We start from the raw sequence: 11,823 nt of genomic DNA on the forward strand, positions 1-11,823 counted from the left end.
CTTCAGACACCCAATCACGGAAGCCTCCCAGTCTCGGCGATCACCGCGCTCAACCTCTTCAGGCGATCCAGTTCGCGCCGGAGCGAGGCGTTCTCGGCAAGTAGGCGAAGGTTTTGGTCTTCGAGCGCCATCTGATCCGCGTCTGTTCGCGCTTTCTGCTCCCGAACAGCTTCGGCATTCTCAAGCCGGGTGAGGTACGCCTTGCGATCCTCCTCGTCGGCTTTTTCGAGGATTTCCGAACATCGTGGGTTCGTGCGGAATACCTGCCTGTCGAACCCGCATTCCTTGGCGATGGCACTTTTGTTCAGGTCGACACCGTATCTGGGAAGCGGTTTATCCTTTTGCCGCTCCAGATATTCGATCAGGGAATCGACATGCTCTTGGGCGATCTCGACGCCGCTTTTCCCAGTCCCCCGTGCCATCAGGTCTCCCTTCGGGACGAGAGGCTGATAAGATTCGCATCAGGCAGGGAACGCATGTTTTCAAGCTGGTCGATGGTAGCCTGATAACGGTCGAAGAACCTTCTCCAGGTCGGGAAGCCGCCCATCTCGGCGACCGCAAGGATCATGGCGCGGTGAGAGGCGATCAGCAGCTCCTTATCGGCCTGTAACTGTGCGATCTCCGCATTCTTCATCGCCACCAGATTCTCCAGTTCCGCGCGGGACTTCTTGCTGGATCGGTTGACGGCTGTCCTGATAATTTCCTGCTTCGTGATCGCGGTTTTCACCATCCTGTGGCGAGCCTCGTTGCGGGTAATGTCGGTCGCGTGCTTGAACACGCCATCGCTCCGCCTGCACACCGCCCGGACGGTGATATCCTCGTCCTCGGCTATCATCGCCTCCAGCAGTTCCTCAAGAATCTGGGCTTTATCAATCATCGAGATCCCTCAGCCGCTTCATCGTGTCGATGATGCTGGTCCCAGCCTTCTGCTCGGCCGTGATCGACAAGTCCCTGCCGTCGGGGAAGACCTGCATTCCCGGCCCCACGCTTAATGCTTTGACGATGTTTTCGTACCGAATACGAGCGTGGCTGAGCTGGTTCGCCCAACCGATGTTGCGACGGTCCTCAGGCAGGGCCTCCAACGTGACGATCACTTTCGCGAACCGATCCCGCATGCGTTCCAGGTTTTCCTGCTCGCTGATGACGTTCGTTCGCGCCAGGTGGAGACACCCGTTGAAGCACTCAAGGTGTTTGGGGCAGGGGTCGCTGGTAAAGCTGTTCATACACAGGCCATAGGGCGTGACGTGCAGTCCGTCCGCCTCGGCGTTCAAGTAGTCGAAAGCCGCTTCGTCACCGTACTCGCGCTGGATGTCGCGGAACTCGTCGACGACGGGACCACGGGCCTTATTTGAGGAAATAAGCTTGAAGACTTGGAGTGCTTTATCTCCAAGCCGCTCCTCAACCTCCGGCGGAATATCGATATCGGCAAGGTCCTCAGCGAGGCTGCGGTGGTCATAGACGTGGCTCTGCTGGACACTGCGTCGGTTGAACTTCTTGGTGATGATCGTGTCGGCAACGCCAAGGCGGAACAGTTCGGTGTTTTGAAGGTGTCGCAGGGAGTGTGAGGTCAAACGCAACGCCCGGTCCTCATCGGTCTGCCCATATCGCTCGAACAGGCTTTCTCCACCTCCTTTGCCACTGATTGTGTTGTTTAGGCCGCTGCTGTCGATCCGTCCAATCGCGGAATACATGGTGGCATCGAGGATACCATCGTTACGGCCCTCTATCAGGTTTCTGGCCGGCATGATGAACAGGAGGTCGTGAGGATAGAGTTTGGTGCCATCCGTAATCGTCGTGGGCGTCGTATCCGAGAGCTTGGTGGAACGATTCGCCCGGATATGTTCCTCAACATCCCCGACGCGGACGAACGCAGACTGCCAGTCGATGCGGTCCATGGGAACCCCGGATGCAGTTCGAACTCGAATATGGCGCTGCGCCGGTTGGGTCCAAAACTGTGACAGGCCGGCAGGCTTGCCATTAAGCTGAAGTTTTCGAATTTCATCAAGTAGCTGCGGGTTGTAGCTTTGGCGATACCTCTGGACCAATCCAGGCGGAATCTTTTTATGGGAGATGACAGCATTTCCTGTCATCCTGACGTACATCTCCCAGGCCGGCACCAGTTGATCGTCGGCATATTCTGGGAACACCCGTCCGGTTTCAACCTGTTGCCGAAGCCTCTTGCGCAATGGCGCTGTGATCCTCTCAATGTGGTCGAGCGTCTCGATCAGCACTTCCTCGAACATCGGCGGTACGTGCTGAGTGTTTTCGTAGAAGGACAGGCCATCCGTCTGCTCATCCTCTTCCTGTTTCTCAGCGAAGTGGCGGATCATCAGCGATCTAGAAAGGCCACCCCGCTCCCCGGCCGGACGCCCGTCCGCATCCAGATATTCCCGCCATCGCTTCCAGTCCAAGGGAAGGAGGGCCGTTTCGCCAATCCGGAAGCCCATGATGATCTGCACCCTGAATGCTGCGAACCGGATAACCTCTGAGAAGGTGCGCGGTGTCTCTGTGAAGATGATCCGGACCAGCTCCCAAAAGGCGCGTTCGTCAGGCAGCTTCGAAGAAGATTTCCGTTCTGCCAGCTCTCGCCGCAAGCTTTGGCGACCACCATTCGCATTCTGGCGTTTGCGGATAGTTTCCGCACGTTGGTAAGCTGTTTGCGATTCTACACTCGGGTAGGGAACACAGAACCGGACGAGAGCAGGGGTATCGGCAAGCTTCTGACCGTCGAGGACGTTGCGGACTGTAGTTGCAAAGTCCAAAGCCAGCTTGCCAGATTCAGTGGATTGCAGGATCGCATTGTAGGCCTGTTGGATTTGTTCTGGTTTGACCGCCCAGGGAGGCGTATCCCATGCGGTCGGAGCCAACCGCCTGATACCAGCAGCGATTTGCGTTGCGCTGATGGGCTTCGTCCGACGAACGAGAAGTTGATGGACAATCACTGCCTGGTACAGGTCCCGCCATGCCTGCGGCAATGGTCCCGCGACCACCAACTCCTGCTCCATCCTCCTCCTGATCTCGTTTAGCTTTGCGAAAGCAGTCGGGTCCACTCCGACCTGCCCAAGCCATATGATAGGCGGGGGGAGCATGCGCACCAGCTCCGTCAGGTTCCAACGGGTGTCCTTGCTAACCTTCCCTTGCTCGTCAAAGACGAGGTCCCAGATCAACCCGCGCTCGGCGGCTAGTGACTTGGCCGTCGCGACGTACTCGGCATAGAACGGGTTCATTCGCGGCCCTTTCTCTGCCGGGTTGCGCTCAGGTCTTCCACCACGCGGCGCACGGCGTCGAGGGTGCCCTTTAGCTGACCATAGGCGGGAGACTGTTGATTGTTCCGTGATGCGGCCGCAAATTCGGTCACAATAGGGCGCAGGTTCTCCAGCACATCTTCGTGGACTTTTGGTTCGTCGAGCGGCATGAACCTGGAACAGGTGTAGCACGCCAGAACCGGGTTTTTCATGCAGAGGCTCTGACCGAGACCGCAGCCGCCGATCCCTGCAATCGGAACGCCGTGGGGTGCAGCTCCGATCTGCTGGTCGGACGGCAGCCCCAGGAGCGCCGCCTTGTCTATGGTCTTGGTCTTTGCGATCTTGGCGAGGTTCGAATAGATCGGTGATATAGCCAGTGCCTCGTTGATCCGTTGTGCTTGCGCAGGAGACTTGTCGAAATAGACGTTGGCGATCCTGTCGCTGGTCTGCCCCATGAACTCTGTCAGTCCGACATGGGATATGCCACCGTCTGCAAGGCGTTGAGCGGCCGTATGCCTAAGGTCAGTCGGCGTCCAGGCGTCGCCCGTCAACTCCTCCGTCAATCCCAGAATCGCACTGCTGACGTCACTGGGTGTCAAGCCAAAGAGCAGGCGAGGGGACACGCCATCCTCTGGCTGGATCGTTCCGACATCACGCCGTCTTACCAGTTCGTTGAACAGTGGACCCCATTCACGCTTGACCTTCCGGGTAATACGAATGCGCTTGCCGTTGGCTTTCTGCTTGATGATGGAAACGGCTACATGCACCGCGCCGGTTGAGAAAAGTCGGACGTCGGCTAGCTCGATACGGGCGATTTGGCCCGGTCGGAACGCATACTGGAAGGACATGACAAGCATGCAAACGTCGCGAAGCTCGTCATTGTCGAGAGCCGCAGGAGCAGCGGCCAGCCTCCCGCACATGCTGTCGATGTGGTTGACGATCATGGCCTGCTGATCGAGCGGTAGGAAACAGTCGCCAGCACGGATGACGCGGTACCTGTCGACCTTTGGGCTCTTTAGACCCCTTATGATTGAAGCTGCAGGTGGTGACCAGTGTCCAATGTTGAGGCGACAGAGTGAGTGCAATACTGCCCGCAAAGCCCAGCTCTCATCGGCCTTCACATCTGGTAGAACCTGAACAGACCAGTAGGCCCGGCTGTCAAACGGTGACGACACAAATAGATACGCGACTGGTTTCAGCCCGCATCGGGAGATGTATCTCAGGACGTTTGCAACTTTAATGACAACGGTTGTTGGATCCAGTCGCTGGAACCAGTCAACTACCACATGCTTCATAGCGATATTTAGAGCGCCGAACGCATCGAAGCTGATGAATCGCTCAAGCCCGTCCACGGCGATCAATACTTTACCACTCGATGAGATATCGCGGATCGATTGCATCTCGTTTTGAAAATCATCGAAGTATCGAACAACAGCAGGAAGCGGTGGCAAACGGGCAGTTAGGCTATTCACGTCGTCCAGAAGTCTGGATTCCAGATCTAAGGCAACAGCTTTCAATTTCCGTGCTCCGGATTGATATCTCTCAAGGCGTCCACAAACGTATCGAACTTCTCATCCCAAACCTCCGCAAGGGTCGTTTCGAAGTAGGCTTTGGCATAGAGTCGAGGCATATTGGACGTCCTCGACCAGCCAAAAAACACCCGCAACTTCTCCTGTGCCTTGTCGACGTCGAGCCCGGAATCCTGGTAGCGCTTCATACGCACCACGGCCGAAGTATGGCGGAGATCATGACAGGAAACGCCTTGAAGGCCTTGTTTTAGTAGAGATTTTCTAGCTTCACCGGATAGAGATCTCGTGGCAGTCTCAAAGATTTCGTTGAATGATCGCAGGGACAAGGGCTTGGCCTTCTGCGATATCAGAAGATGGGTGTAGTTCACCCGACCGCGATAGCTTCGGCTGTATCGCTGCTCCGCCTCAATGATCTCCCGCGGAAGCGGAAGCTGTCGACGAGATGAACCCGTCTTTAACCCGGGTTGCTCGTAGCGTGGATCATCGTCGTTAGTTTCCTCGACATCGAGCCAGTGGACCGTTTTCCCTGCCACCGAATCGAAGTCCTCTTTGAACGAGCTGGTGTGGAGGAGCGCAGCCTCTCCACGGCGTAGGCCAAGGCGGAGCATAAGCATGAAAAGCAGTAAGTTCCGCCAGCGTAGCGCCTCGGTCTTAAAGGGGTTGCGCGGCGAATCCGGGTTGAAGATTTCATATAGGTCTTCGACCACTAGCGGAGACAGCGCCCGGACGGGCGGCGCAGGATTCTCACGATTTGGTACAAGCTGACGGTAGAGCGTGTCGAGCCGCAGGAGCTTTTCCTCCATCTTGGAGGCTCGCGCGTCAGAAGCACTCCCGGCATATCGGAGCATGTCTTTCACAAAGCTGATCGCGGACATCCATGTGGACGTCTTGTCGGCATTGTCGACGGCGGACTCGTTCCGAAGATGAGCCAGAAATCCAACGAGGCAGTCTTCGAGTGCATCCCCATCGCCGTCAGCAATCAGCCGGTCAAGGCAATCACGACCGTGTTGAAGCTCGACGGCAGCATACAGCCTGTCCAATGCGGTAAGATGTTTTCTTCTGGTTGAAGGTTCGATGCTTGTCTTGAGCACGTCGGACCAGATCGTTGCCCAGAAGCGTGGGATACCAGATTGTCCAACGCTGGCCATGCCCGAGAGTGTCGGCGGTATCGATGACGAACTGAGATTGACTGGCATGGCAACCCGCGATCAGAGACGAATGCGAACCTCCCACACTCATTTCGAAAAGCAACACCCAGAACCGCTCTTTGTCGAGATAATCCACGATCGCGTAAACGGCGCTTAACTTTCAAAAAGCAACAGGTAAGAAACCGCTCGGGTGTTCCAAAGAGTGCGGTTTCGGCAGTGAAGCTGGGTGAGTGAGTGAGCCGATCGCCATGCGTTGCAATGGTTTCCGGAGGATGACCTCGGGACAAGGTGTTGCAGCAATGATTTGACACCGTTTGTTGCTTTGGTGGTCGGCCCGTTTCGCTACACTTGGCAGCATTGTTGCACCGCTCTATCCCTCCCTTGTTGCTCCGTAGAGCGTCGGTTCTGGCGGCATAGTTCGACGCGAGGCACGCAACAATCGGAGCGCTGATCATCAAGCTTGGCCAGAAGGCACCGACGATGCCGTGACCATTATGCGCGTCAGGGATGAGGTGCCCGCTCCGTCTATGCTACAACTTGAGCAAGCACCCGTTTCCCTTTCACCTTTAACCCGCGCAGCAGGATAGCTTTTTCACGTCCCTGTCGAAGGTCTGAGCCGCAAGCTTCAAACCTTCGACGGTTGTCAGGTACGGGAAGATCGTCTCCGACAGATCGTCAATCGTCAGGCCGCCACGGATAGCCAGCGCGGCCGTCTGGATGCTGTCGGCACCTTCCGGCGCGAGAATGTGCGCCCCCAGCAGTTTCCGGCTTGCTCCGTCCGCCACCAGCTTGATCAGGCCGCGTGTGTCGCGCGCCGCCAGCGCCCGCGGCACATTGTCGAGGGAAAGGACGGAAGTGCGAACCGAATGTCCGGCGGCGCGCGCCTGCGCTTCGGTCAGGCCGACGCTCGCCACCTGCGGGTCTGTGAACACCACAGCGGGCATTGCGGTGTTGTCGTAGCGCAGGCCGTCGCCGTTCAAGGCGTTCCTGGCGGCGAGCTTTGCGCCATAGGCAGCCATGTAGACGAACTGATCCTTGCCGGTCACGTCTCCGGCCGCATAGACCCCCGTCTTCGAGGTGCGCATGCGGTCGTCAACGACGATGGCACCGGCAGGTGACAAGTCTATGCCGGCCTCAGTGAGCCCGAGGGCCTCGGTGTTCGGGCGGCGTCCCGTCGCTACAAGAATCCGCTCGGCCGTCAGGGTCTCCGGACGACCGTCCCGCACGATGGCGAGCGCAATGCCGCCGTCATCGGTCCTGCGGGCGGATTCGTAGCTGATGCCGCCGACGATCCGGATGCCCTCGTCGGCCAGGTAGGTAGCAAGCGCAGACCCGATTTCGGGTTCAGCCTCCGGCAGAAGCCGACTGCGGAACACGAGCGTCACCGCGACACCGGCCCGCGCGAAAGTCTGGGCAAGCTCCAAGCCGATGTAGCCGCCGCCGAGCACGATCATCGAACGCGGCAGTTCGGTCAGGGCGAGCGCCGTCGTGCTGTCGAGCGGCGATACGTCGGCGATCCCCGGAATTTCCGGCAGTTCTGGACGCGCGCCTGTCGCGATGACGATCCGTTCGGAGGCGAGCCGCTGGCCTGCCACCTCGACACCGCCGTCTACAAGACGGGCCTGCCCTTCGCGATAGACCACGTTGTTGTACTCCGGCAGCAGATCGGCGTATTTCGCCTGTCGCAGAGCGGAGACCAAAGCGTCCTTCTGGGCGATCTGGGCGGCCCAATTGACCACCCGCGCACCGCTTTCGACACCATCAAAACGGGCAGCCGCATCATTGGCGTGACGCACGGCCTCCGTGGCTCTGATCAGGGCTTTCGAGGGCACGCAGCCGATGTTGACGCAGGTGCCGCCGATCGTGCCATGCCCGACAAGGGCCACTTGCGCGCCTTGTTCGGCGGCCGTGATTGCGGCGGAAAATCCGGCCGAGCCGGCCCCGACGACAACGAGATCGTAACGGCCATTGCCTTTGTTCGAAGTGGGTTCGCAGTGTTCACACATTCAATTCTTCCTTGTTTTCTGTCGGCGATCCGCAGCAAGCGGCATCCGCCGCCGATCCGGAACGGCTGCGCCGGTAAAGGTAAAATGCAGCTACCCCAATGGCAGCGAGCGCGATCGGGACCTGCATATGGCCCGCTGCCGCGAACCATGCGTAAGCCACGAAAGAGCCCGCAGCAGCCAGCAGAAATGGGGCGGCGCAACAGGTGATAGCCAGAAGCGCGACGACGCCGAAGCCGATGAACTTTCCATCAGTCATGCTGAGCCTCCCTACTGCGAAAGGCTGGAGGGATAGCCAGCATTGCTGGTTGCGGTGATCAGCGCCTCAACATTCGTCTGACTGTCATCGAAGCGCACCTTGGCGATTGCCGCGCCAATCGCCTCCGACACGTCGACATCGAGTACGCCTGGCACGTCGCTGAGAGCCCGCTGCACGATCGGGCCGCAAAGTTCGCAGGTGGCGTTGGCGACATTCAAGGTCACCGTCTGCTCGGCGGCAAAGGCGGGAACACTCGTAAGCAGCGATACGGTGAGGGCAACGAGGGGTAGGATTTTCATGAGGATTTCCTTCAGGTCAGGCGTTAAGGAGGAAGCGCGCAGCGTAGGGAAAGCCCACAGCGACGACGATGAGGACCGTTGCGATCCAGAGGCCGATCTTGGCGTTCCGGTGGGACGACGGGCGCGCGCAATAGGAGCCTTCGACGCATTCCGCGGCCTTCGGCTTGCGGTATACGAGATAGAAGCCATAGCCGAGGCAGGCGAGCGCGATCGTGACGAACACAGGCTGATAGGGCTCGAAGGCAGTCAGATTGCCGATCCATGCGCCGCTGATGCCGGCGAAGAACAAGGCAAAAGGCACCACGCAACAGGTTGCCGCGCCCAGTGCCGCCACGATGCCGCCAACTGACAGCAACGCCGCCCGATCAAATCCTTTTTCCTCGGGCTCTACGGCGGTATTTCTCAGCGTCTGAGTTTCGTCCTGCGTCATCGTTCACATATTCCCAAAATTGATCTATCGTGACCCTAGCGTCTGTAGCGACTACAGGGTCAAGCGGGAAAAATTCACCAATTTGTGAGCACATCGTGATGAAGCAGACTGAAGAAGAATTCTCGATCGGCGTGCTGTCTGAACGCAGCGGCGTCAACATCGAGACGATCCGCTACTACGAGAAGATCGGCGTCATGCCGGAGCCCGCCCGCAGCGCAGGCGGGTATCGTGTATACGGCAATGACCACACGCGGCGGCTACATTTCGTGCGGCGCGGCCGGGAACTCGGCTTCAGCCTCGATGAACTGCGTGGGCTATTGCAACTTGTCGATGGCCACGCCCACACCTGCCAGGAGGTTCACGCGCTCACAATCGAACATTTGAAAGATATCCGTCAGAAAATCGCCGATCTAAGGCGTCTGGAGCGGGTCATGTCGGATATGGCAGCGCAATGCAGCGGCGACCAGGTTCCGGAATGCCCGATTATTGATGCCCTTTTTGAGATGCGCCCGGTGGGCCGTTCCCGCTCCGTTCGGCCTTAGCGCGATTTCGAGCAACTATTGTTCCGCCTCCAAGCTCATCGAACTGCTTCGATCAAGAGCCGTGGGCGGCTCTTCAATCGTGCGACGAAGGACTTCCGGGTCACCAACAATGACGACCGTCTCGACGGCTCTGGTGACGGCCGTATAGAGCAGGGTCCGGTCAAGAAGTTTCGAGCCGACGAGCGGCACGATCACCCTACGGAAAGCCGAGCCCTGCGCCTTGTGAACGCTGATCGCCCAGCCATGAGTAACCTTCTCAAGGTCGGCCGCAGTGACCGCATCTTCAGCGCCGTCATCGAACCTAACCCAAGCACCCTTCGGATGAGGCTTGGTGACCACGCCCAGAGAGCCGTTCATGAACCCGGAGCAGACAGGTTCGCCGGTCACCTTGTCGAGTAGGGGACTGCCATCAGCATCCAGTTGCGGTGCCTTGGAGTAGTCGTTCTTCAACCACATGATCTTCGAGCCGACGCTCAGGCCCCAGTCCTCGACGTTGGCCTGCCGCGCCATGTATTCGATCTCGATGGCGCGGTTCAGCTCCTTCGATCCGGCCGGTCCGTTCTTCACCTGAGTGAGTATCTGGACATCCATATCGTGCAGGGCGGCCGTCCTGCCGTAGGCGGGCACCCGACCGCACATGGCGCGGAAGGCGGCCAAGGTTCTTGCTGCCACATCCTCCTTCGTCGCCGGGAAGAGATAGACGCCCGGCGAGAGGGCGACGTTTGGATCGAAGCGCCGGAGGGCGACGGACTTACCTGATCGCACCGCAGAGGCGACGGCGGGAATGCCAGTGGCATCATCCTGACGATGGACGACATCCAAAGTGACCGAAGGGATGCGCGTCGCCTTGACCATGGTGTGGAAGGGCAGGCCGGGTCCGATAGGCGGGAGCTGACCGGGGTCGCCAATGAAGATCAGGTTGACCTCGATGGGCAACTGAGCGAGCACCCGATAGATCGACGGGGTGTCGAGCATCGAGGACTCGTCGAAGATGACGGTCCCTGACTGAACACGGCGGCCAGCATTTTCGATGTCGTGCACCAGTCGCGAAAGAGTGCTTGCCGGGCGGCCTGTCGCTTCGCTGATCCGTCTGACGGCGCGGCCTGCCAGAGCCACCTGCAGGTGTTCGACGCCTTGGCGCTGCGAAGCTGGAAGACTGTCGCGGACGGCCTCCAGTGCGGCAAGGATTGCACGCACGACTGTCGTCTTGCCCGTGCCTGCGCCACCGCTGATGACGCAGATGCCGCAGCTCGTGGCCATGTAGACCGCCTCTCGCTGGGCATCGGTAAGCGCGTAGCCGATTTCCTCTTCCACCTTGGCGATGGCGTCAACGACGAGTTTACCGTCGAATGCCGGAACTTCACGACCAACGCGCTCGCTGACCTGTCGCGCGACCTCTTCCTCCATGAACCGGCAGGCCCTCGACTGCAAAAGGTCGGGGGTTGGCGACACAACGCGACTGCTGGCCAAGGCCAGGTCGATGGCACTCGCCGGATCGCCGCTCCAAGGCGCGAGCAGGCGTTTCACCAGAGGCTTCAGAACTGGGGAAGGGGAGGCCATGTTCCCTGTCCGGAACCGGATGGCCAAGGCCTCCTCGACGGCGGCCGTTAGCCGCCTCGGATCGTCGAGGGCGACTCCAAGACGAAGCGCTCTCGCGTCCACGTCTTTCCACGGCTCCAGCAATGTCATCGTGAACGGATCGGCCTTGATGCGGTCGATGGCTCCGAGACCCCAGAGACGGGCGGCAGCACCAGCCACACGAGGCGAGACGCCGTATCGATCCAGCCAGCGGAAGATTTCGACCTCCTCGGCGAGCATGCCGAAGCCGTCGACGATGGCGATGGCCCGATCCGCGCCGACGACGTCCGCGACCGCCTTCAGGTCACGATCTCGGATGATGGAGTAGATGGTCTCGCCGAAGCGCTCCCAGACTTTCTCCGCCGTAGCCCAGCCGATACCTACGAAGCGCTTGTCGGTGGCCAGATGGCGGATGATCGCCCGCCCCTTGGTGACCAAGGGCAGGGCCACCTCGGCATGGAGCTGCGGCCCATATTCGGGATGGAGTTTGACAGGACCCGTGACACGCCACGTCTCCCCTGCGACCGGATCGCGCGGCGACCTCTTCGAAGGGACGAGTGCACGACGGAGCTGCTCGGTCCCGTCACGGCCAATGATGACATGGTCGCCGAACCGGCTGGCATGAACGGAGGTGATGGACAGCTCCCAGGAAGACTGCTCAGAACGCTCACCAAGGACCAGGAACGTCTGCCCCTCTGCGCCACCCCGTCGTTGATTGGCCCCTGCCATGGGCTCTGGCTCTCCGTTCACTGCGGCCACCCACGACGTGCCGTCGCGGGTCCCTGTGCCT

The 11,823-nt window shown here is 59.5% G+C and carries 11 protein-coding genes; 1 reads left to right on the forward strand and 10 read right to left on the reverse strand.

Translation table 11 applies throughout. The features are described 5' to 3' along the window. Window positions 1-14 precede the first annotated feature (14 nt). The 9 genes from N5D22_RS11765 to N5D22_RS11805 form a co-directional block, all read right to left on the reverse strand. Complete coding sequence (locus N5D22_RS11765; protein WP_279655168.1) at window positions 15-422, reverse strand: hypothetical protein; 408 nt, start codon at window positions 420-422, stop codon at window positions 15-17. Beyond that, window positions 422-877, reverse strand: a complete 456-nt coding sequence (locus N5D22_RS11770) for a hypothetical protein (RefSeq protein WP_279655169.1) — start codon at window positions 875-877, stop codon at window positions 422-424. Before N5D22_RS11770 ends, N5D22_RS11765 begins: the two co-directional genes overlap by 1 nt. After that, window positions 870-3,227 (reverse strand): hypothetical protein, encoded by a 2,358-nt coding sequence (locus tag N5D22_RS11775; protein ID WP_279655170.1) that lies wholly within the window; start codon window positions 3,225-3,227, stop codon window positions 870-872. Before N5D22_RS11775 ends, N5D22_RS11770 begins: the two co-directional genes overlap by 8 nt. Continuing rightward, on the reverse strand, window positions 3,224-4,762 hold the full coding sequence (locus N5D22_RS11780) for a tyrosine-type recombinase/integrase (protein ID WP_279655171.1): 1,539 nt from the start codon (window positions 4,760-4,762) through the stop codon (window positions 3,224-3,226). Before N5D22_RS11780 ends, N5D22_RS11775 begins: the two co-directional genes overlap by 4 nt. Beyond that, complete coding sequence (locus N5D22_RS11785; protein WP_279655172.1) at window positions 4,759-5,970, reverse strand: tyrosine-type recombinase/integrase; 1,212 nt, start codon at window positions 5,968-5,970, stop codon at window positions 4,759-4,761. The genes N5D22_RS11780 and N5D22_RS11785 overlap by 4 nt, the downstream gene beginning before the upstream one ends. 518 nt (window positions 5,971-6,488) lie before the next feature. Continuing rightward, a complete protein-coding gene (gene merA / locus N5D22_RS11790; protein WP_142174827.1) occupies window positions 6,489-7,928 on the reverse strand; it encodes a mercury(II) reductase in 1,440 nt (479 codons plus the stop codon). Then, window positions 7,921-8,184, reverse strand: a complete 264-nt coding sequence (locus N5D22_RS11795) for a hypothetical protein (RefSeq protein ID WP_142174826.1) — start codon at window positions 8,182-8,184, stop codon at window positions 7,921-7,923. The genes merA and N5D22_RS11795 overlap by 8 nt, the downstream gene beginning before the upstream one ends. Before the next feature lie 11 nt (window positions 8,185-8,195). Beyond that, window positions 8,196-8,483: a cation transporter gene (locus N5D22_RS11800; RefSeq protein WP_142174825.1), complete on the reverse strand. Its 288-nt coding sequence runs from the start codon at window positions 8,481-8,483 to the stop codon at window positions 8,196-8,198. Window positions 8,484-8,499: 16 nt separating this feature from the next. Next, window positions 8,500-8,913 (reverse strand): mercuric transporter MerT family protein, encoded by a 414-nt coding sequence (locus N5D22_RS11805; RefSeq protein WP_142174824.1) that lies wholly within the window; start codon window positions 8,911-8,913, stop codon window positions 8,500-8,502. A gap of 98 nt (window positions 8,914-9,011) precedes the next feature. Here N5D22_RS11805 and N5D22_RS11810 point away from each other — a divergent pair, with 98 nt between their 5' ends. Then, window positions 9,012-9,455: a helix-turn-helix domain-containing protein gene (locus tag N5D22_RS11810; protein ID WP_264813001.1), complete on the forward strand. Its 444-nt coding sequence runs from the start codon at window positions 9,012-9,014 to the stop codon at window positions 9,453-9,455. 15 nt (window positions 9,456-9,470) lie between these two features. On the opposite strand, the gene N5D22_RS11815 is transcribed toward N5D22_RS11810, so the two are convergent. Then, window positions 9,471-11,762: an AAA family ATPase gene (locus N5D22_RS11815; RefSeq protein ID WP_279655174.1), complete on the reverse strand. Its 2,292-nt coding sequence runs from the start codon at window positions 11,760-11,762 to the stop codon at window positions 9,471-9,473. Between the last annotated feature and the right edge of the window lie 61 nt (window positions 11,763-11,823).

Origin of the sequence: Agrobacterium sp. GD03872, assembly GCF_029840625.1 — a bacterium.
GTDB classification, from domain to species: Bacteria; Pseudomonadota; Alphaproteobacteria; order Rhizobiales; family Rhizobiaceae; genus Agrobacterium; species Agrobacterium fabrum_A.